The sequence below is a fragment of the Mucilaginibacter sp. P1_D10 genome (assembly GCF_056406215.1).
This window is the reverse complement of sequence record NZ_JBFUAP010000009.1, coordinates 25687-47118: the sequence shown is the minus strand read 5'-3', so window position 1 is coordinate 47118 and position 21432 is coordinate 25687. Positions and strand designations below refer to the sequence as shown.

15 protein-coding genes are annotated in these 21432 nt (G+C 47.2%); 4 read left to right on the top strand and 11 right to left on the bottom strand.

What is annotated here, in order from left to right; translation table 11 throughout:
• Positions 1-12: 12 nt before the first annotated feature.
• Genes AC1DYT_RS15500 through AC1DYT_RS15490 form a run of 3 tightly spaced genes read right to left on the bottom strand, consistent with a single transcriptional unit; the run spans position 13 to position 2627 of the window.
• Positions 13-981, bottom strand: coding sequence for an RICIN domain-containing protein (locus AC1DYT_RS15500; protein ID WP_477470489.1), 969 nt, complete (start codon positions 979-981; stop codon positions 13-15).
• Positions 982-1000: 19 nt separating this feature from the next.
• Positions 1001-1549: a hypothetical protein gene (locus tag AC1DYT_RS15495; RefSeq protein WP_477470488.1), complete on the bottom strand. Its 549-nt coding sequence runs from the start codon at positions 1547-1549 to the stop codon at positions 1001-1003.
• Between the two features lie 37 nt (positions 1550-1586).
• Positions 1587-2627, bottom strand: a complete 1041-nt coding sequence (locus tag AC1DYT_RS15490) for an OmpA family protein (protein ID WP_477470487.1) — start codon at positions 2625-2627, stop codon at positions 1587-1589.
• Positions 2628-2761: 134 nt separating this feature from the next.
• Here AC1DYT_RS15490 and AC1DYT_RS15485 point away from each other — a divergent pair, with 134 nt between their 5' ends.
• Together AC1DYT_RS15485 and AC1DYT_RS15480 are read left to right on the top strand one after the other, a co-directional pair.
• On the top strand, positions 2762-4729 hold the full coding sequence (locus AC1DYT_RS15485; RefSeq protein WP_477470486.1) for a sensor histidine kinase: 1968 nt from the start codon (positions 2762-2764) through the stop codon (positions 4727-4729).
• 4 nt (positions 4730-4733) lie between these two features.
• Complete coding sequence (locus tag AC1DYT_RS15480; protein ID WP_477470485.1) at positions 4734-5348, top strand: response regulator; 615 nt, start codon at positions 4734-4736, stop codon at positions 5346-5348.
• A gap of 175 nt (positions 5349-5523) precedes the next feature.
• Here AC1DYT_RS15480 and AC1DYT_RS15475 read toward each other — a convergent pair whose 3' ends face one another.
• From AC1DYT_RS15475 to AC1DYT_RS15460, 4 genes are all read right to left on the bottom strand, one after another.
• Positions 5524-6576, bottom strand: a complete 1053-nt coding sequence (locus AC1DYT_RS15475) for a hypothetical protein (protein ID WP_477470484.1) — start codon at positions 6574-6576, stop codon at positions 5524-5526.
• Positions 6576-7913, bottom strand: coding sequence for a hypothetical protein (locus AC1DYT_RS15470; RefSeq protein WP_477470483.1), 1338 nt, complete (start codon positions 7911-7913; stop codon positions 6576-6578). Before AC1DYT_RS15470 ends, AC1DYT_RS15475 begins: the two co-directional genes overlap by 1 nt.
• 449 nt (positions 7914-8362) lie before the next feature.
• Entirely contained in the window at positions 8363-9856 is a 1494-nt protein-coding gene (locus AC1DYT_RS15465) for a TonB-dependent receptor (protein ID WP_477470482.1), read from the bottom strand.
• Between the two features lie 232 nt (positions 9857-10088).
• The gene (locus AC1DYT_RS15460) at positions 10089-12107 is read right to left on the bottom strand and encodes an AAA family ATPase (RefSeq protein ID WP_477470481.1); all 2019 of its coding nucleotides are present in this window, start codon (positions 12105-12107) and stop codon (positions 10089-10091) included.
• 276 nt (positions 12108-12383) lie between these two features.
• Here AC1DYT_RS15460 and AC1DYT_RS15455 point away from each other — a divergent pair, with 276 nt between their 5' ends.
• Together AC1DYT_RS15455 and AC1DYT_RS15450 are read left to right on the top strand one after the other, a co-directional pair.
• A complete protein-coding gene (locus tag AC1DYT_RS15455; protein WP_477470480.1) occupies positions 12384-13001 on the top strand; it encodes a hypothetical protein in 618 nt (205 codons plus the stop codon).
• 21 nt (positions 13002-13022) lie between these two features.
• The gene (locus AC1DYT_RS15450; RefSeq protein ID WP_477470479.1) at positions 13023-14915 is read left to right on the top strand and encodes an AAA domain-containing protein; all 1893 of its coding nucleotides are present in this window, start codon (positions 13023-13025) and stop codon (positions 14913-14915) included.
• A 300-nt stretch (positions 14916-15215) separates the two neighbouring features.
• Here AC1DYT_RS15450 and AC1DYT_RS15445 read toward each other — a convergent pair whose 3' ends face one another.
• The 4 genes from AC1DYT_RS15445 to AC1DYT_RS15430 all read right to left on the bottom strand — a co-directional run bounded on the left by AC1DYT_RS15445 (position 15216) and on the right by AC1DYT_RS15430 (position 21428).
• Positions 15216-17459, bottom strand: a complete 2244-nt coding sequence (locus AC1DYT_RS15445; RefSeq protein WP_477470478.1) for a tetratricopeptide repeat-containing sensor histidine kinase — start codon at positions 17457-17459, stop codon at positions 15216-15218.
• Positions 17460-17636: 177 nt separating this feature from the next.
• Positions 17637-18566: an alpha/beta fold hydrolase gene (locus AC1DYT_RS15440; RefSeq protein WP_477470477.1), complete on the bottom strand. Its 930-nt coding sequence runs from the start codon at positions 18564-18566 to the stop codon at positions 17637-17639.
• Between the two features lie 33 nt (positions 18567-18599).
• Complete coding sequence (locus tag AC1DYT_RS15435) at positions 18600-19604, bottom strand: MBL fold metallo-hydrolase (protein ID WP_477470476.1); 1005 nt, start codon at positions 19602-19604, stop codon at positions 18600-18602.
• 39 nt (positions 19605-19643) lie between these two features.
• Positions 19644-21428, bottom strand: coding sequence for an amidohydrolase (locus AC1DYT_RS15430; protein ID WP_477470475.1), 1785 nt, complete (start codon positions 21426-21428; stop codon positions 19644-19646).
• Between the last annotated feature and the right edge of the window lie 4 nt (positions 21429-21432).

Genomic DNA, 21432 nt, shown 5'->3' with positions numbered 1-21432 from the left:
ACCAGGTTTAATTTATAATTTTTCGATGACCCAATGGGCGTTGTAGTTGGTATTGTTGCCACTCACAACCGTAAGCCTTCCGTTTTGGATAAGCAGCTTGGCGTTGTCTTCAGCATTTTTTAGATAATAAGTGTTATTACGCCCGGTTTCTTCCAACACCCACATCGCTTTTGGGGAACGCCCATCTTCTGAGATGAGATTAATGTTATCGGTACTGATGAAAGTATTTCTCCAGCGGTTACGCAACTGCACATAATTAGTGCCGGGCACGTATAATATATCCCATTGTGCGCTCCACCAGTTGAAATCAATACTCGTGCAGGCCACCGGCCCGTATTGTATGTGCAGGTAATTACTGGTTGAGTAATTTTTTAAGCGCGCAAGGCCCATGCCGGTTTGCTGGGGTTGCCGTTCCTCATCGAGTGGTGTTATAAACGCCCCATGGTTGCTGCCTGTCTCCGGGTAAAACGTAACCGACATGATAGGCTTTTGGTTAAGAGGCACAATCATGATGCTGTTGCTTGATATGGTTTCCCCTGGCTTTATCCAATACCCCAGATCCACAAAACGGTTGTTACGAACGGTTTTGCCGGTGGTGCAGTCTTTATCTTCCACATCGGCGAGTACCTGGCATGGCGGCATGTACAGCGTATGTTGTTTATTGGTGAAACGGGCACCGGTAGCGTTGGCACATTTAAACAGTACTACTGCCGAGTTTACCGAGCCGATATTACTGAACAAGCCCGCCTTACGGTACAATATCCTTGCCTCGGGTGTGGTGTTGGTAACAAAGAATTTGATCTTGTACCTGCTAAAATCACCTTTGTTGCTCACTTCCTTTACCGAAGCCTCGGTAATAATATAACCGGCACGCAGCCCGTTCATGGTAACCGGCACCGAATCGGTAACCGGGTAAATGGGTGCTTGGGCAAAAGCAGCTGTTTGGCAAAACAGCACGGCTAACAACAGTATCTTTTTCATGTGATAAGGGGGTAATGGGTTATTCTTCGGTATAGGTAGCGGCGGAAATGGTGGCGTTGCTAAATGCCCCGCCGTTTAAAGCATCGCCGGTAAAGTTGTAGGTATTGTAAAAAAGCTGCTGTGCCGCCTCCTTTAAAACCATTTTGCTTGTGCTGCCGGTAAGCGTGGCCGTAGTCCTGCCCGGATTCTTTACATGGTAGTAATTGATATGCTTGGCGGTAAGGTCAACCTCAACAATGCTCAGTATTATCTGTGTTGATTTTAAGTCCGCAACGCCTAACGAGTCGCTCGCCAAAATATAGCTGCCATCGGCCGGGCGTGCTGTACCGCCGTAAAACACCGACTCCACAATAGCGGCCTTCTGCTTATCCGACGACATGGCCGAATCGCGCAGCTCGACAAACATGGGGTTCATCACTTTAAATTTGGCGCTGACAGATGTATAAGTGGTACCGTTCAGCACAAATTGGTTGCTTGGTTTTTCTTCTTCTTTTGGTTTCTCGTTCGATTTTTGGCAGGACGCAAAGATTGCTGTAAATGCCATTAGCATAAATAATCTGTTTTTCATTGGTGTAGTTTTATATGTGTTTATTGATAAGATGCTTTTACATTTTTACAAATTCTACCCGGCGGTTATTGGCCTTGCCGGCAAGCGTAAGGTTATCGCTTATAGGTTTTGTTTCGCCGTAGCCTTTGGCGGTTAACCTGGCAGCCGGTATACCTAATTGTATCAACTGGCTGCGTACCGCTTCGGCGCGTTGTTGTGAGAGGCGTAGGTTGTAAGCGTTATCGCCATCGCTATCAGTATGGCCGCCTACCTCAAATGTTATTTCGGGGTTTTCCTTCATCACACGGGCTATCATATTCAGCGTGCCCATACCTTCGGGCTTAATGGTGGCTTTATTGTAATCGAAGTTGATACCGTGGGTGATGATCTTGGTATCGGTAAACTTTTTGCCAAGCATATTCATGCCCCCACCCTCGGCTATCCTGAAGTTTTTTATCAGCATGGCCATACCTTCGCTGGCGTTGCCGCCAAGGGCTATGCCGGTAGCTTTAAAATTGTTATTGGGTACTACCAGCACACGGTATTGGTCGCAGTAAACCTTCATCTGGTTTCCGTTTACTGCAATGGCAACATGATGCCATTTATTATGGTAGCCATCGCCGCCAATTGCTGCGGGTAGGTCGCCGTTAAGGCGGCCGTCGCCAAATTCCATCCTGAAAGCACTATGGTTGGTAAAAAGTGTGCCTATCCTTTCTTTCCCTTTGCGGAACTCGATATAGGCACCTTCGTTGCTGTCGTAAGCAGCATCCAGCCAGGTATCAAACTCAATGGTATATTGCAGGGGCAGGTAAATAGCTTTTTTTATCGCGGGGGTATAAATGCTGTAATATTTGGTGATGGCAAACACCACATCTTCGCCCATTTTATTGACAACGCCCTGGCCCTCGCCCAAATTCCAGTGTGCGGGGAACTCACCGTCCTGGTCGCCACGAAAGTCATCTTCAAAAATGATGGCCGCTCCTGGTACAAAATCGTAATTATTATAAGCCTTAAACGGCTGATCCTGTGCAGATGCGGTTTGGCCGATGATGACATTGTTTAATATTAGTACGCTTAACAGGCAAAAATACTTCTTCATGGTTTGGATGTTTGTGTTACCCAAAAGTAGAGGCACTGATACACAATATATTTCCACCAAAAGGGGGAATTTTTTGGTGAGGCACATATGTACTTTTGAAAGGAGGAAATGTTAACTTTATCTTATAAAAGCTGATGCAAGGGGCCTTATCACTACTTACTTTATTATTTCTGTTGGCCACCGCCAAAACCGGTGAAGCCCAAAATACCCCTTTGCAAAAAAGCGATACCCTGATCATGCAGTTGCGCCGTGCGAAGGATGATACCAATAAGGTAAAGTTGCTAAACCATATAGGCGACGAGTTTGCCTATAACGATATAAAAAAGGCGCGTGTTTACTACAACCAGGGTTACGAGCTAAGCAAAAAACTTGATTTTACACGTGGTATCATCCGCTACTACAGCAGCGAGGGCGAACTACTAAACCTGGAAGGGAAATATGATGCCTGCATGGGCTTGTTGCGCCGGGGCGTAAAGCTTACCACCGAACGGAAAGACGAAATGCGCCTCGGTATAATGTACGAAAATATGGGCAACACCTTCGGGCTGATGCAGCAGCTGGATTCGGCTATGCGCTATTACCTTAACTCAATGGTGATATTTGAGAAATTTGGCGATAGCGTGAAAATGGCCAATGTGTACACCAACCTCTCCACTATCTTCACGCAAACCGACAGGCAGGAAAAAGCGCTGTTGTATGCCGATAAAGCCTTAGCTATTTCGAAAGAAAATAAGGACGGTTTTTATATGAGCCACCTGGTAAACAAAGCGGCTATTTTGTGGAAGCTAAAACGCTACGATGAATCGGACCGGATAAACGATGAGATCATAGCGCTTGCCATTAAACTGAACGATGACGTAGGGTTGGCGGATGCGTTGCAAAGCTACTGCAAGCACTGTGTAGAGCGGCGGAATTACGCTAAGCTTAGCAATTTTACCGCCCGGCTGGCAAGCGTTGCCGGCAGGCTGCAAAGTAACGACAGGCTCGCCGTATCAAATTATTGGCTGGCTGCCGAAAGTTATTATCATAGGCAATTAGGCGCTGCAAAGCAGTACATCAATAAATCGATAAGCCTCGCCACAAAAGACAATAACCGTAACCGGCTTAAGGAGTGCTACCAGCTGTATGCTAAAATATTGCTGGCCGGTGGCTACGTAGAAGAGTCGGAGTTTTACGCGGCAAAGGCAGATTCGCTGGAGCAAATAACATTCAATGCTGATATACTTAAAACCACCCACGACCTTGAAGCACGATACGAAACCAACAAAAAAGAAGCGCTAATACAGCTGCAGTCGGTAGAGATCGCCCAAAAACAAAGAATGACCTATATCCTGGCCGTGTCGTTATTGTTGACCGTTATTGCATTGGCTTTATTCTTTTTGTGGATGCGTAACCGGCAGCGCGTGATGCAGCAGGAAAAAATGATACAGCAGCAAAAAATAACCCAGTTAGAGAACGAAAAACAGATAGAGGCTACCCTATCCGTAATCAAAGGGCAGGAAGAAGAAAGGAGCCGCCTGGCCAAGGACCTGCACGATGGGCTGGGTGGCATATTATCGGGCGCAAAATATTCCTTTAAACGCATGAAGCAAAACTTTGTAATAACCGAAGACAACGCCCTGGCATTTGAAAAAAGCATGGCCATGCTTGATGAATCCATCGCCGAGCTGCGCCGTGTGGCACACAATATGATGCCCGAAACACTGATGAAGCTAAGCCTGAACGAGGCCCTGCAAGATTATTGCCGACAGACCGACGAAAGCGGCCCTATCCCCGTAAGCTATCACAGCCTGGGCATGGATGGACTGGAACTGGATAACACCATTAAAATATCGGTGTACAGAGTTGTGCAGGAACTGATAACAAACACGGTTAAACACGCCGATGCCTCTAATATAATCGTACAGCTGATAGCCAAAGACAGCACTTTACAGATGACAGTTGAGGATGACGGAAAAGGCTTTGATACCAAACAAGCAGAATTTGCGAAAGGTATCGGCTACAAAAACATTCGCAGCCGAATTGACGCCCTTAAAGGCACGCTGGATGTAGAATCGGGCGAAGGGTTGGGAACATCGGTTTACATAGTAATACCCCTATAATCACATGATACAGGTTTTAATGGTAGAAGACCACCCGCTGGTAAAAGAAGGCATTATAGCCATATTGGCTGATGAAACGGACATCAACTGCGCCGGCCATTTTTACAACGGTACCGATTTGTTGTACCGCCTAAAAAATTTTCAGCCGGACGTGATATTGATGGATATAGACCTGCCCGATATGACGGGTTTAGACCTGTGCAAAAAAGTAAAAGTTTTATACCCGGCTATTTGCATTATTGCTTTAAGCATTAACAACCAGGCGGGGATTATCAAAAAAATGATGGAAAATGGCGCGAGCGGCTATGTGTTAAAAGATGCCGCCCAACACGAAATCACCGAGGCTATACGAACAGTGGTAAAGGGCAAACACTACTTCAGCCGCTCTGCGAGCCTTTATCTGCGCAAGGCAGATACAGGTAAGCTGCCTCCTCTAACCCGCCGCGAAAAGCAAGTACTTGAAAAGATTGCCGACGGGCTTACCAACCCGCAAATAGCCGAACAACTTTTTGTAGATGTAAGCACGGTAAATTCGCACCGGAAGAATATGCTGGCAAAATTTGGCGTGCAAAATACCGCCGCGCTTATAAAGCTGGCCATCAAGGAAAACCTGATCTGAAAATTTAGACTTCGCCGATAAACGTGTAGGTGCTGGTTCGCTTACCTACAGTACTTCGCAATGGTAACCAAAAAGGCAACTGTCTTTAATAATGGGCGGCACACCGTCGCGATTGTGCGCGGCCCGATAGTTAGCATAATTGTTCTACCCGAGTGCTGAATAAGACTACTCAAGCTTACCACCTGTAAGAGATTTGAATTCCGGCTTTAGTTAATGGAGAATAGCTTGCGCCAATACCGAAATGATGGGGCGTATATAATGCGGCCACCTTCCACGATGTATTTTCCATAGTGTTATTGTTTTTTAAATACCCAAAACCTGCCTGCAGCAAAAGCTTATCATAGCGCAATCCATACAACAAAAAACCTCCGATATCGGTTGCGGTACGGGCATCAACAGGCAAAAGTAATTCGGCACCGATGAAATTCCCTTCTTTTGGGTCGAGGGATTTACCTATTGAATGAAGATAGGCCAATCCAAATACGTTGCTATAGCCGGAGACGATGGCGTATTGTTTGTAGGGGTTTTGATCGCCTTTAAGAACGATAAGAATAGTATCCGCTTTTTTATTTACGCTGTCTACAGCTCTTTTTACACTGTCAATATTTTTTTTCAATTTAGGCATTTTATCTTTTTGATACTCGTCTATTTCACAGATGATATGTTTATTAATATCTATTAACACGTCTGTTGAATCAATTCTTAAGCGTATTTTCTTCATCAAGTCATCTACTATGGATATTTTGAGTAAGTTTAGATACTGCTTGAAGTTGGCTGTGGCAACGAGAAATTTTTGTACGCGAGCTTCTGCATAATTCATCTGTGCCTGATACAGTTTTCTTCCTTTATATTTTTCAAAAGGTAGAAAAACAGACTCCATTAAAGATCGCTGCTCTTCAAAATGTGCAAATTCAGCATTTAGATTCATTTGTTTTATAGATTGAGACTCAAACACACTGTCAACCTTAACTTTATTTGTAACATCCTTTATATTTTTTAAGAACCCATGGATTTCGTTCCACTGTTTATCTTCAAAAACTTTCCCGCTTAACAATTTATCGGTAACAAAAACAGACAATCTATTCGCATATGTGTCTATCGATTCTGTTGATTTAATGAATGCATCTATTTTTACATTCCTAATAGAATCAATTGTCGACAGACTTTGACCTAATAAAGTAAATGGAAAACAGATGATAACTACAATACACAACCCAATATTTTTCATTATTTATTTTCTTCAAATGTGCTTCTATCTTCGGCACTACCAATTGTCCGTGCCGCTTGTTCCTTTATTAGTTTTGTTGATACTTTCACGTTGGTATCAATTGCAATCAAGAGGCTGTCATTAAGTTTAAACTTTGTCCCGTTGTCAATAAAATTTATGGTTTTATCACCGTTATTTTCTGTTTTGCTATCAGACTTTGACACATCACCGCCCGTCGCTCCTCCTCCATTTGCTAAGTTGTTTAAGCTAAAATTCAAAAAAGGTTTATCCAACTCGATGTCCTTGGAATCAATAGACCTGAACCAAGGAATTATCAATACAAAAAGCAAAAACACCAACGACTTAACCTGGCTGAGGTTGTCGCTAATCACGTCTATATCCTTCTTTCTAACTTCAATGGATGCTGATATTCTAATTTGATTACTCTCATTTTCTTCAGCTTCAAATCCTACTACCTCGTTGCTTACGTCCTGCATTTTTTTCTGCATTTTTAACCATAAACAAAGCCCCAGCATAATCAATAAGAAAAACCAGCTCATGCTTTTGTATTGCAACACTTTTAGCAACTCGGCCCATTGCTTTGCAATTGCCTTTACTTTAGCTTTCTGGATAGCGCTGCCGTAATCTACTAAAGAATGCGAAAAGACATTAATGCTGTTCGCTTCGTAAAAGTGGCTGGTTTTTTTTGTCCTTACAAGATATTCTTGATAGCAAAGCATTTGGCCGGCAAATACCTTAAGCTTTCCGATAGATTCGGAAATATTCTCTTTGCTGATCGCCTTGGTGGTATCAATTTTGATCATTATCTTGTAAATTTCCTTGAAATAGTAACCTTCGTAAACTGCCGTTTTACTATCCGCACGAACTTCTTTTGGGGAAATAAGGTCTGCCCTCGCCTGGTATCTGTCCGACTCCTTTTTTATCGAATCCAACAGATCCTTAAAATCGTTATCCAGTTCATTACGGGCTTCGTACGCATCGAAAGCGTCGTATTGCCCTGCATTGGAATATTTAAAAAGACCCTTATCCCAACCCTGGCCAACCATATTAAAAAAGAACATACCAAAAACTAATATCACTACACAACCCACAATCAACACCTCTTTGCTTATGCCGTTTATATTTATATCGTTAAAATATTGATAAACAAACCATACAAAGCAAATGATACCGATCCCTATCAGCACTATTGATATCCCAAAACTAAACCACCAGAGCGGAAAAATGAGATAGGCCAGTATCGCTATAGGGATTACGATGTCGATGATTGTTTTTACTGTTTTCCGCCTGTTTAAATATTCTGTTTTTTTATCTGGTAGAAGCACCAGGTAACCCACGTAATCATGTATGCTACAGTACAGCAAATAAAAAACATAGGGCAATATAAAATAGATGGCTACAAATACATAGTAACCGATAGATACTTTCTCCCATCCGAATATTTCTGATGTTTTGTTTAAAAATGCCGGGATAACTGTTGACAGCGATATAATACCGCCAATGATCAGCAAAAACTTATCCCTTACATCCGAAAAAAATTCGAGTTTTTTAGTTTCTTCCGCCATTGCCTTGTAATGATAAAGTGAGCAATAAGCAATAAGATGGTATAGCAGAATAAAAAGCACACAGCAGGCGCCGGCAGGTATTATTATTCATTGTGATAAAGTTTACTATAAAGCTAATACTTATTATTTAAAAAACAATAAGTTAACGCAATCTTTATCTGATACGAAAAACGGGGATTAAAAAAGGTATATGCGGTTCAAATTTCCGCAGGATATTTACACTATTCAGCCTTATCCAATATTTTGCTGTCGCCGATAGTAGTTCCTGCTTCTTCGGCCACCTGTGGCACTTCGCAGTGATACCCGAACAGGCAACGATTTTTGATCATGGCAGCCACTTCGGCAGGTACGTATTCTTCCCAACCGGCAGCCCCTTGTTTAATCAGCTGCAGCACCTTATCGGTTTCTACGTGCAGGTTGCTCTCTTTATAATGCCTGATGTCTTCAATCTTGTTATTGGCAATCAGGTAGCGGTAAAGATCTATCAGATGCGGTGGCGGGTAAAAGCGCAGGCAGTTCCATATCACGCCATCGCGCAAGGTTGGGTAGATAAACAATTTAACCTTGCGGCTGAACAGCGTGGCAAACGACTCCAAAATGCCGCCCGGCAGGTCTTTATAATGCTCTTCGGAGAAGATGTACTCCAGGTTGGGGAATCCCAATACCACGCCCATCTTCAGCTTGGTTATTTTAGATAGGTACGATACCAGTTTGTAATATTCGTGGAAGTTGGAGATAAGCACTGTTTGCCCCAGTGAGCAAAGGATATCCACCCTATCCAAAAAGTCTTTCTCGTCTATCTCGGCCGAATCGGCGGCGTTTCGCTCTTTCAACGCCTGCAGCGTAAGCTCTGTTACCACAATCACATTCTCCTTATCCACATCCGGTTCCTGCATAAATTGCTTTACGCCGGTGCTCAGCATATCTAAATGGACGTTGATGATGGGGCGGAAACGGCCACGTATTACCACGATGTGTTTTTTGTACAGCACCTCTGATGGTTGCAGGTTTTTGCCATCCGGCCCGAATACTGCTGCATCAGAAAAACCGAACTTCACCAGGTGCAGGCTCATCAGGCGGTTATCTACCTTTGTAAAGTCGGGACCTTCAAAGCGTATCATATCTATCTGGATACGATCCTTAGAGAGGTCGTCCATCAGCGAAAGCAAAAATACGTTGGGGCTATCGTAGTAGTTAAAGCAGGCATATATGAGGTTTACGCCCAAAATGCCTACTGCCTGCTGTTGCAGGTTGTTATCGTTATCCAGTAGTTTAACGTGCAGTACCACATCATTAAACTCGCCATTGGGCTGCATCTGGAAACGTACCCCCATCCAGCAATGGCCATCGTTGGTTTTGTGGTAGTTGAGTGCAGAGGCTGTATCGGCAAAAGCAAAAAAGGTGGTCGAGTCGCCGCGCTGTACGGCAAGACGCTCTATCAGCAGGCCGTATTCGCGCTCCAACATAGATATGAGGCGGTTCTCGGTAACATAGCGTTTGCCTTGCTGCTGTCCGTAGATGGCATCGGAGAATACCATATCGTAGGCCGACATGGTTTTGGCTATAGTGCCCGATGATGCCCCCGCTTTAAAAAAGTTAGCTGCAACGTCCTGCCCGGCACCAATTTCGGCAAACGAGCCGTAAATCTTAGGGTCAAGGTTAATGGCAAGTGCTTTTTGTTTGGTTCCGATATCTTTATTGTGGATGCTGCTCATACGCTTTCTGTTTAAGTCTTTCGCAAATGACAGAACACCGCAAAAATACGATTTTTTGCCGTAACAGGCGGGCAGCTTGACGAAATCAAAAAAATATTTACATGTTGATGAAAAGTAGGCAAAAAACGGCGAATAAAAAAATGTCGCTTTATAAAGCCTCACCTAATCCTCTCCAAAGGAGAGGACTTTGAGCCCCTCTCCTTTGGAGAGGGGTTGGGGTGAGGCGGCAAGTCTAAAACAAACTAGCCTGGTCTATCTCCTGTCCCGATTGCTTTTGCTGATAAGCGCGTATCATGCCGATGATGTCTGCTCCGTAGATGCTGGCCTTTTGCGGGCCCACCCCTTTAATGCCACTCAATGCTTTCAGAGTCTGCGGCAGCTTTTCGGCAATGGCGGCTGCGGTTTGTTCAGATAGCAGCATGCTGGGCATTACCTTGTCTGTTGCTGCCCTTTCCTCGCGCCAGGCGAGTATGATCCCTAAAAGTTCCTCGTTGGGTTTCGCATTCATGGCCCGCAGGTACGATCGCGACTTATCGGCCAACGCAGCTGCCTTTGCGCTCCTCTTTCTATCGAGGAAGCTATCCGTAGTAAAGGCATTCGCCCCAAAATATTCCAGCAGGCTTATTCTCGCCATCATCCACTGTATCAGTCTGTCGGCTTTGGCGGCCTTTTCTATCGAATTACCAATCAGAAAGGGTATTTGTCCGTGCAGGTTTTCGGTAGTTGTTTTTAATTTATCCAAAAAATATGCGGCAGCTTTCCTTATCCTTTCCTCATCCGCGGTTTCGGGTCGGCGCATAAACTTTTCGGCAACCTCCATAATATCTTTCTCCAGGTTGGGTGCCAGGCCCACAAAGCCTTTGAGTACCGCTTTCAGCCCTTGAAAATTGAAAAGCTCGGTAAGCAGGAACAGCCGGTAACGCTCCTGGTCGCGCTTTAGGCTATCGGCATCGGGCTTAATTCTCTCCGCCGCCTCATTGAAACGGGTAACGGATGGGTCGCCGATGATATTACGCGCGCTGATGGGGTTGCGCAATACCATGCCCGTTAAGGTACGGCAGCGGCTGAGGGCAACATAAGCCTGCCCGTGCGCAAACGCTTCCGAAACATCGATGATGGCCTTATCGAAACTTAAGCCCTGGCTTTTATGGATGGTGATAGACCATGCCAGCTTCAGCGGTATCTGCGCAAAACTCCCCGCCTCGCTTTCATTTATCTGTTCCTCCGCTAGCTGGTATTTTACGTTGGTCCATTCTACGGCCTCCACGGCAATTTCGCGGCTTTCGTTGCCGCATTGCACATAAACGGTACTGCCATCTATGCGTGCCACGTAGCCTATCTTGCCGTTGTAAAAAAGTTTCTCCGCCGACCCGTCGTTTTTTACGAACATTACCTGCGCCCCAATCTTCAGCTTAAGATTGGTTTCGGTGGGGTAAGCGTCCTTAGGGAAATCGCCGCGTATGGTAGCCGCGAACTCGTACAGCTGACCCGGCAGTGCCTCCAGAAACTCGGCATTCAGCTGCTGCGCAAGATTATTGTGCGTAGTAAGGGTGATAAACGAATCCTCCGCTCCCGGCCTGAAACCCGGCTCGTGGCGGGCATTCAGCAAAGCAAGACTTGCCTCGCTGATGGTTTGGTTGCGCACCTCGTTTAATATATCTACGAAGGCTTGTTCCTTTTGACGGTACACGTGGTCCAACTCTATGCGAACGTAGCTAGCACGCTGCATCACCAGGCTACTGAAGAAATACGGCGTGCTATAGTAGCTGCTCAGGATGCGCCATTCGTCCTCGCGAATGATGGGGCTAAGCTGTGCCAGATCGCCAATGAGCAGCAACTGCACTCCACCGAAGGGTTGCGCAGAGCCCTTTATGGTGCGGAGGATAAGGTCTATCTGATCCAGCACGTCGGGCCGTACCATACTCACTTCATCAATAATCAATAGTTCCAGGCTGCCGAGCAGTTCCCGTTTCTCGTCGCTGTAGCTTAAGTCGGGGTTCCCTGCCGCCGGGATTAGCGGCCCGAAGGGTATCTGGAAGAGGGAATGTATCGTCATGCCCCCGGCATTGATGGCTGCTACCCCTGTTGGTGCGGCGATGGCCATTTTTTTGGTAGATACCTGCCGCAGCTGCTGCAAAAAAGTCGTTTTACCGGTACCTGCTTTCCCCGTCAAAAAAACGATGGTGTTGGTACTGTCGAGGTAGTCGGTTGCCAGTTGCATGGCCGGGTTAGTATTGTTTGCGTTCTGCATGCGGTATGCGGGCAAATATAATACTAAATTATTTAGTATATTGCGCGATGGGAAAATATTAGTAGAGGTGAGTTATACGGCGATTTAAACACGGAGTTTACTGAGATAAAACACAGAGGTCACTGAGTTTTTATTGCGCTTAACCCGGCAAAAAAGCTCAGTGACCTCCGTGTAAACCTCTGCGTACTCTGTGTTTAAATAACCGCCAAATTTTATTTTGTGCTTAATCTGTTTTTTACATATGATACAGCCTACTAAATTGATAATAAAGAAATTATGCTGCAAAACCGCGTCGACCCGAAAGGGAACATCATCATAACCAAAGCGCGTGGGGCCTGGCTGGGCAACCGGGGGCAATTGCATGGCAAGGGCACAACCATCCTGCGCCCCTTTAAGCACAAAGCCTGGATTATTTGCCAGCTGCAATTCAAAGGCAGGCATCGTGAAGTAATGGCCCCCGGCTTGTGGACCGAACTCTTTTTCCTTGATGAAGCTACAGCATTCTCTGCCGGGCACCGCCCCTGTTTCGAGTGCCGCCGCGAGGATGCCAACCGATTTAAAACAGCCTGGCTGCAGGGCAATCCGGAATACGGCTTCCTATCTAAAGTATCAATCAACAAAATAGATGACATATTACAGGCAGAACGCATCGGCGCGGATAATTCTAAAGTGACTTTCGAAGCGGATATCGACGATTTGCCCGATGGCGTCTTCGTAGAGATAACGGGAGAAGCTTTCCTGGTAACAGGTGGACGGATTTATAAGTGGTCGCCGGAGGGATATGACGATGCGCTGCCTTTCCCCGCAGAAAAGCAAGTCCGCGTGCTTACGCCGCGCTCGGTGGTGAATGCTTTCAGCAGCGGATACCGGCCGCAGATGGGGATAGAAGCATAGTTTCATTACCTTTGCGCCCCGATGGACTATTTCAAGAACCTGCTGCAGCTACTGAAGACCGAACGCGACGAAGACCGTGAAGCTTACCTCAAGCTTACGCAAACCACTTCTATTGCTGATAGGCGCGCGGCCGGCATTGCCTGGTACCCGGTAGCCATCCGTGGCTCTGAACCCAGCCGTGGAGATTACCTTACCGTAGAACTGGAACGCACCACACATAAAGATGTAGCCCATCAGTTGCGTTTTGGTGCGCCGGCCGTATTTTTCTCTAACCACGATGCAGGTGCCGACCGCGTTGAAGGCACCATAGCTTATTCGGGCGGTGACCGCTTAAAAATAACCCTTTTTACCGATGAACTGCCCGATTGGGCCCGAGATGGAAAGCTCGGCGTGCAGCTACTGTTCGATAACAACAGCTACGATGAGATGCAGGACGCTCTTAAGCAGGCACAGGCATTAGCCAATCAACCCGAAGGCAAGCTCATCAGGGTCATAACAGGTGCGGATGAGGCTACTTTCGCGGCAGAGGGCGGCAATGTCCCATCGGCAAGATTAAACGCTTCCCAACAGGCTGCCGTGGGGCAAATACTCGCGGCCAATGAACTGGCGGTAGTACATGGGCCACCGGGAACGGGCAAAACCACCACCATCGTGCAAGCCATCAAACAGCTTATCCAACAAAATGGAAAGCAGGTATTGGTCGTAGCCCCCAGCAATACCGCCGTGGATTTATTGAGCGAAAAGCTTGCTGCCGAAGGCTTGAAGGTGCTGCGGATAGGCAACCCCAGCCGGATATCGGATAAACTAACAGACCTTACTTTAGATAGCCAAGCCTCGGCACATCAGTACGCCAAGGATATCAAACAGCTTAAAAAGCAGGCTTCGGGCTACAAAAACATGGCGCACCAATACAAGCGTAGCTTTGGCAAACGCGAACGCGACCAACGCAAGGCCCTGTTCGATGAAGCGCACCGCATCATGAAAGATGCAGCCAAGATAGAGCAGTTCATCATCGACGACCTCACAGATAAAGCACAGGTGATTACCGCCACGCTGGTGGGTAGCAACCACCATACCGTGCGCCATAAAAAATACCATACCGTGGTGATAGACGAGGCAGGGCAAGCCCTGGAACCCGCCTGTTGGATCCCTATACTAAAAGCTGAGAAACTCATTATGGCCGGCGACCATTTCCAGCTGCCGCCCACTATTAAATCGGCACAGGCCGCGAAAGATGGACTAAGTACTACCTTATTGGAAAAAGCAGCCATACGCCACCCCGCAGCAGTAACCTTGCTGGAAGAACAATACCGCATGCACGAAGCCATCATGGGTTTTTCTTCGACAGAGTTTTATGGCAACAGACTAAAGGCGAATGTCGCAGTGGCAAGTCGCGTTTTGTTCCCGGGCGATACGCCTATGAATTTCGTAGATACAGCCGGTTGCGGGTTCGATGAGAAAGCTGATGGCACCAGCACCGTTAACCCGGATGAAGCCGCCTTCCTGCTGAGGCACCTACAGGCACTGGCAGAGCAATTGATGGCAACAAAAAGCCCTTTTCCCTCGGTAGCGATCATCTCGCCTTATAAGGCGCAGATACAGGTACTGAAAGAACTCTTCCAGGCCTCGCCTCTGTTGCCCTATGCCGACCAGATAAGCATCAACACCATCGATAGTTTCCAGGGGCAGGAACGCGACGTGGTGTACATCAGCATGGCCCGCAGCAATACTGATGGGCAGATAGGCTTCCTGGCCGATACCCGCCGCATGAACGTTGCTATAACCCGCGCCCGCATGAAACTGGTCGTAATCGGCGATAGTGCAACCATCACCCGCCTGCCTTTTTATGCCGATATGGTAAAATATGCCGAACAATGCGGGGGCTATCAAAGCGCCTGGGAACTGCCGGCGTAAACGCAAATATCCGGCCTGCCACGTAATATCGCTAAGGCGATGTGATTCAACGAAATACCATGACTAAAGAATTGAAAATAAAATCAAATTATTGATAATGTGATAGTTGTGATTTTGGCTTAAAGTTTGACTTAGAGGTATAAACCAAAAACAACGCCATGGAAATCGTATTTTACATCATCAGCCGAATTATGCTTGTCGCATGCCTGTTTGGGTTCGCTTATATAATTGCCGAACCCGAAAGCAGTGAATCTAACCGCCCGGATATCTGGTAGACTGCCCACAGCCCAAAAGCCGACCTCAGAACGATTTACTATCGTAACGGGGCGTTGCTTTAAACAGTATGTTGATGGCCACTCCCCCGCTATTCTCTAGCCGGAACGTGCCACCAAGCTGTTTACTGAGGCCTTTTATCAAATTGAGCCCCATGGAATTACTTGTAGCCGCGTCGAAGTCGTTAGGAAGGCCTGCTCCATAATCTTTAACCGTCAACAGATACTTGCTGGCCTCGGCGTTCAGCAACGATACCTGTATAGTGCCACCCTTGCCGGGATAAGCATATTTGATAGCGTTGGTGATAGCCTCGCTTATGATAAGGCCCAACGGCAGAGCCTGAGCTACTGCCAACTCAATATCATCAACCCTTTTTTCGAAATAGAGTTGGTTGCCGGCGTCGTAGCAGTCTTTAAGATAAGTAATCAACTCATCTATATATTCAGGCATGCTTATCTGGTCGAGATTATCGGTCTGGTAAAGCTTTTGATGAATAAGAGCTATGGAATGCAACCTATTCTCGCTGTTGCGGATGGCCGCCAGTGCCTCGGGGTTATTGATATAGCCCGACTGCTGCTGCAACAAGCCCATTACGATCTGCAGGTTGTTTTTTACCCGGTGGTGTATCTCTTTTATAAACCATTCTTTTTCTTCCAACAGCACATCCTTTTCGCGCAGCAAGCTGTTCAAGGCTACATTGTTGCGCTGTTTGATGCGGTAACCGTAATAAAGCAGGCCCATAAAAAGCATCAGCACAACCACGCCTAAATAAGTAAAGTTACGGGCGTTGTTGGCACGGCCGGCGTTATCGCGCTGTAATTGGGCATCTTTGGTAAGCAGTTTTATCTTGTTCTCGCGCTGGGTGGTTTGGTATTGCAGCTGCAATTCTTCTATCTGCTTGCTTTTGCGGATGTTGAAAACAGAATCGTTAAGGAATTTATATCTGCGGAAATGCGACATAGCCGGCAGGTATTTCTTTTCGGCCGAGTCTATCTTATAAAACAACAATTCGTCTTCTATCACCCCCAGGAACTCGAAGGCCGACGCCGGGACAAACTTAAACTGTTTGGACAGTAAGGCACGCGCTTTTGCATATTGCCCGCGCTGTACGTAAAACCTGCCCAAAGCTTTATTAGCCCGCGAGGCATAAAAATCTGAAGAACTGTATAAGCGCGCCATTTTGAGGAAGTACTGCTCGGCCTTATCATAATCTTTTAAGCCGTTGTAGCAATTGCCCAAAATCTCGGCTACGGCACCCTGCTCCAAGTCATAAGTCGGCGGGATGGCGGTAATTACTTTCCTGGCAGTTGCCATCGCTTCGTTCGCCCTGTTATATTTTGTCAACTCGAGTACCAGAGCATTAAGCACGAGGTAATTGTCGAGAAACTCAGACTCGAGGGCATTACTGGAGTATTTTTGGATAGATAATTTGTACATGGCAATGCTTTTCTCGCCATCGCCCAAATCCTGGTAAACCTGGCCAAGCAAGGCATAACCATTCACATAAATAGAGTGTTGCAGCGTATCGCCCCTTTCCCTTGCATTATCCATACATTGCATGGCATAGGCCAGGCTTTTATTGAGGTTGCCCTTGTACCTATTGACTACGGCCAAATGATAATATATCAACGACAGGAAATTATAGTGGACGGCCTTTGATATTTGCAGGGCCTGCAGCAGCTCTACTTCGGCGCTATCAGTTTGGCGGTAATAAAGGTGATACATCCCCATTTCCTGCAATACCTCGGCTTCCTTTTTCTGATTATGTATCTGGCGATAAAGAGACAATGCCTTGTTGAAGTAAGGCAGGATGTAGGGATAACCATAAACGCCGGTTTTGCATTTGGTGCCCATCCTTAGCCAGGTGCGTGCTTCCCTTGCCTTATCGCCGGCCTCCTGATAGATTTTGATGTTCTGCATGAACCAGGCCTTGCCTGTTTCATAGTCTTTCACCTGGAAATAAGTTTCGCCTATCCTGCTCCTGGTTTCGCTTTGGAAACTCAGCCTGCGTTCCTTCAGGCCGTTGCTCAGCTTTAAAGCCTTATTAAAATAAAGCAATGCCGAATCGATATCGGTTTTATACGCGCCCGGCTTGTACAGGTAATACTTGCCTACTTCCCAAAAGCGTTCTATTGTTACGATATCCGGTTCGCCGGGGCGGTATTGCTTCAACAAATCTTCCACCTGTTTTTTACTGCCCAGCACATCCTGCGCAAAACAAATAGGCGGGCCCGCCAGAAGCAATAAAAACAATACTAACAATTTGTACATATCAACGCATGCAGGACTTTAAAACCGTAAATTACTTATTATTATATCGCAACAAAACGGCATACCGCGCTTTTTTTAAAGAGCGGTATGCCGTGGAGGTTTTTGTCGCCGTATTACCGGTCGGAAAAACTTTATATGATGTCTTTTAAGTTATTTAAAATCAATAACTTATATCGTTTACTTCAGGAAAAAATCTAACAGGTCTTTTTGTACCTGGGGCGTATTTTCCTGTACCACCCAATGGCCGGATTCTTTGATGATGGATTCATACACGTCGGTAGCAACCAGTTTGGTATGCGCCGCCAGGAACGAACCAGCAAAGTGGTCAGAACCCATGGCCAGTACCGGCATCGGTAATTTGGTCTTTGCAAATTCAACGTTGTCTTTAGCATCCTGGTTAAACGCGCCGAACCAATGGAAGGCACCGGTTGTTGCGCCCGGTACCGAGTACGCACGGATAAATTCGGCTGTCTCGGCTTTGGTGAAGGCATTTTTTTGAAAGCCCACAGTCGGCCAGAAATCGGTAAAGAACATGCCTACTTTGCCCGAAACGAGTTCGCCGGAATGCGGCTGCGCGAAGAAACCGAACCACCATGCCTGCGATTTTACCTGGCTCCAAACCGGCTCTATACCCGGCAGCAAGGCATCCATCAAGGCCAGTTTTCTTACTTCCGTTGGGAATTGTGCCGCGTAAGCATAAGCCACCATAAGGCCTATATCGTGCCCGGCCAGGTTAATGTGTTTATAGCCGAGTTTTTTCATCAGTTCGTGCATATCTACGGCCATATTCTTTTTATCGTACCCACCAGCCGGTTTGCCCGATTCGCCCACGCCGCGCATATCCGGCGCTATCACGGTAAAGTGTTTAGATAGCTCGGGCAGCAGCCTGTTCCACATGTACCAGTTTTGGCCAAAGCCGTGTACCAACAGCAGCGGCTCGCCTTTACCGCCGGTTACGTAGTGTATTTTTACGCCGTTTACCGTTGCGTACAGGCTCTTAAAATTTGGGGGCGGTGCAGCCGGCGTAACGGCGGCCCATGCATTGCCGATGGAAAAGGTTAATAATAGTACCGCTAAAAGGTGCTTCAATTTGTTTATTGTTTTCATGATTATGTTGTTTTGATGTTTGTGTGCGTTTGATTATTTCTTTTTGTTGCTGCTGATATCCTTATAGGCATTTGGCAGATTGAAGTTGAAATGCAGCCAATTGAACAGCACGTAGCCTTTATTGTATGCCTTCATGGTTACAGCGGCCTTGGTTTGCTCCAACGTGAGGCCTTTGTCTACCGCGGCTTCCACTTCTTTTTTCAATTCCTCCACGTAATCGATGGTGTATTTGATGCCTGCCTTGGTGGTGATGCGGCCGTGGCCGGGGATGACGATGGCATCATCGGGCAGGAAATCGTAAACCTTCTTAAGGTTAGCGGCAGGTTCTAAAAAGAAGCCATCGAAAAGCCAGGGGATAGCCGGGCTTTCGGCAATAAAGGGGTTGCCTGCCCAAAAAACCTTTTGGTTGGGCATCCATACGAACAGGTCGGCCGGCGATTGTGCGGTACCTACGTTCAGTAGTTCTACGATTTTGCCGCCGCCCATATCAATTTTGAGGTTGCTGTTCTTGGGGATAACGATATCCGCAGGGCGATAAACCGATGCCTCGATTCCCCTACCCGCACCGAACAGGCCTACCATAAACTGCTTGATGCCCTCGTAATTTTTGGCGAGGTTATCTTTGGCGAATTCGTTCTGGATGATGGCCGTGGTGGCCGGCAGCAGGTAGTTGCTAAAGCAATGGTCACCGTGGTCGCTGGTGTTTACAGCGTAGATGATAGGCTTATCGGTAACCGAACGGATAAGTTTCACTTCCTTGTCGTAGAGGCGTTTGGAGAGCATCACTTCGATCAGCAGCACACCCTTCTCCCCTACGATAAAGCCTCCTGTGGTGGCCTGCGGGATGCCTTTAGTAGTTTCGACCTCCGCAGTTGTTGGGATAATGGCGTAAACATCCGGCGCCACTTTATGCAGGCCGAGTTCGACTTTGTTGGCATCCCAAATGGGGATGGTGGGCGGCATTTGGGCTGATGCGCTACCGCATAAAGCCAGGATGAACAGGTAGAGGCCTGATAATTTCAAAAGCAGGTTTTTCATTTTATGGTGTGTTTAAGTGTTCGATAAAGGTGGATGGGTTTAGCGTTGGTAGCCGCCATAGTATTTCACCGGCGACCAGCTTGGGATAACCTCGGGTATCGGCGGGCTTTGGGCAGCGTAATTGCCCGAGGCATACACTATTTTGCCGTTCACGATGGTCATCAATGCGGATATGTGCTTTACTTTTTCGGGCTGGGCCGCGAAATAATCATCGGTAAGGATTACCATATCGGCGTACATACCTTTGATCAGCTTGCCTTTGAGTTTTTGTTCGCCCGAGCACCAGGCGCTGCCTGAGGTATATAATTGCAGCGCGGTGAATTTGTCCAGCACCTGGTCCTTTGGCCAAAACTGCATGCCGCCGATGGTTTTGCCGGTGAGCAGCCAGTGCAGGGCCATCCATGGGTTGTAGGTAGAGATGCGCGGTGCATCGGTACCCATACCCACGGGGATGCCCAAAGCCAGCATTTTTTTGATAGGTGGCAGCTGCGTTTTAGGCTGCCCGTACATTTTGGTATAAAGCTCGCCCTGGAAATACATGCGGAACTGCACCGCAATGCCGCCTCCAAGCGCTTTTACGCGGACGAGTTCGGAGTCGGTAATCGTTTCGGCATGGTCGAAAAACCAGCGGAGGCCGTTGAAGGGCGTATCTTTATTTACCTTTTCGAAAACGTTCAGCATCCTGTCGATAGATTCGCCGTAGGTGGCATGCAGGCGGAACGGCCAGCGGTTTTTCACCAGCAGGCGGATAATGGGCTCCAGGTCGGTTTCCATATCGGGCGAGAGTTCGATCCTCGGCTCTAAAAAGTTCTCGAAATCGGCAGCCGAGGCCACGATATTCTCCCCCGCTCCTTCCATCGCATAGCCGTTGGCCATCAGCAGGTGGTCGTTTTTGTTCGGATAGGTTTCATTTACCCATTTCTCATAATCGCTTAATTCCTTGCCCTTTTGCTGCGCGAAGAGGTAATAAGCGGTGCGCACCGTTAGCTTCCCGTCCTTAGCCAGCACGAGGGAGGCCTGGTAATCGGCATCGTAGTTTTGCCCACCCCCGGCGGCATCCACCACGCTGGTGATACCGAAACTGTTTATTTCGCGGTAAAAATGCAGCGAGCTGTTGATGCGCTCCTCGGGCGTTAGCGTACTAGTGAGGGCCAGCGTACGGTAAATGGCCATGGGCGTTTCTTTGGCGAACAGCATGCCGGTTGGCTTTCCGTCTTTATCCAGTTCTATCACACTGCCGGGGTAACTGGTATTTTTATCGTAACCAAGCACTTCTATACCTTTTTTATTGAGGAAAGCCTTGCCGTACAGGTAGGTGATGAACACCGGCTTGTCGGGCACGGCTGCGTTTATCTCATCCAAGGTGGGCTGCCGCTTTTCCTCGAACTGGAACTCGTTCCAGCCGCCTACTACTTTTACCCAGGCACCGGGCGGGGTGCGGGCGGCCTGCTCTTTCAGCATCTGCATGGCGTGTTTCAGGGTTTTCACGCCGTCCCAGCGCAGTTCCATATTAAAGTTGAGCCCCTCGCGGATGGCGTGCATGTGGCTATCGTTCAAGCCGGGGATAACGGTTTTACCCGCGGCATCAACCAATTTGGTTGCAGTTGCTTTGTAGGCTTTAAGTATGGCTTGCGTACTGCCCGTGGCCAGGATGATGCCGTCTTTCATGGCTATAGCCTGCTTAAATTCGCCGGTTTTGGCCATGGTAGCTATTTTGCCGTTGTAAATAATCATGTCGACTTTTTGCTGGGCCGAGGCACTTACTGCAATGCTTACCAATAGCAAGCATAACAGCGTTTTGATGATAGTGAGTAGATTTTTCATGAGG

Coding starts and splice junctions, on each gene's coding strand:
- AC1DYT_RS15500 (WP_477470489.1), bottom strand. CDS start 981: ATGAAAAAGATACTGTTGTTAGCCGTGCTGTTTTGCCAAACAGCTGCT.
- AC1DYT_RS15495 (WP_477470488.1), bottom strand. CDS start 1,549: ATGAAAAACAGATTATTTATGCTAATGGCATTTACAGCAATCTTTGCG.
- AC1DYT_RS15490 (WP_477470487.1), bottom strand. CDS start 2,627: ATGAAGAAGTATTTTTGCCTGTTAAGCGTACTAATATTAAACAATGTC.
- AC1DYT_RS15485 (WP_477470486.1), top strand. CDS start 2,762: ATGCAAGGGGCCTTATCACTACTTACTTTATTATTTCTGTTGGCCACC.
- AC1DYT_RS15480 (WP_477470485.1), top strand. CDS start 4,734: ATGATACAGGTTTTAATGGTAGAAGACCACCCGCTGGTAAAAGAAGGC.
- AC1DYT_RS15475 (WP_477470484.1), bottom strand. CDS start 6,576: ATGAAAAATATTGGGTTGTGTATTGTAGTTATCATCTGTTTTCCATTT.
- AC1DYT_RS15465 (WP_477470482.1), bottom strand. CDS start 9,856: ATGAGCAGCATCCACAATAAAGATATCGGAACCAAACAAAAAGCACTT.
- AC1DYT_RS15460 (WP_477470481.1), bottom strand. CDS start 12,107: ATGCAGAACGCAAACAATACTAACCCGGCCATGCAACTGGCAACCGAC.
- AC1DYT_RS15455 (WP_477470480.1), top strand. CDS start 12,384: ATGCTGCAAAACCGCGTCGACCCGAAAGGGAACATCATCATAACCAAA.
- AC1DYT_RS15450 (WP_477470479.1), top strand. CDS start 13,023: ATGGACTATTTCAAGAACCTGCTGCAGCTACTGAAGACCGAACGCGAC.
- AC1DYT_RS15445 (WP_477470478.1), bottom strand. CDS start 17,459: ATGTACAAATTGTTAGTATTGTTTTTATTGCTTCTGGCGGGCCCGCCT.
- AC1DYT_RS15440 (WP_477470477.1), bottom strand. CDS start 18,566: ATGAAAACAATAAACAAATTGAAGCACCTTTTAGCGGTACTATTATTA.
- AC1DYT_RS15435 (WP_477470476.1), bottom strand. CDS start 19,604: ATGAAAAACCTGCTTTTGAAATTATCAGGCCTCTACCTGTTCATCCTG.
- AC1DYT_RS15430 (WP_477470475.1), bottom strand. CDS start 21,428: ATGAAAAATCTACTCACTATCATCAAAACGCTGTTATGCTTGCTATTG.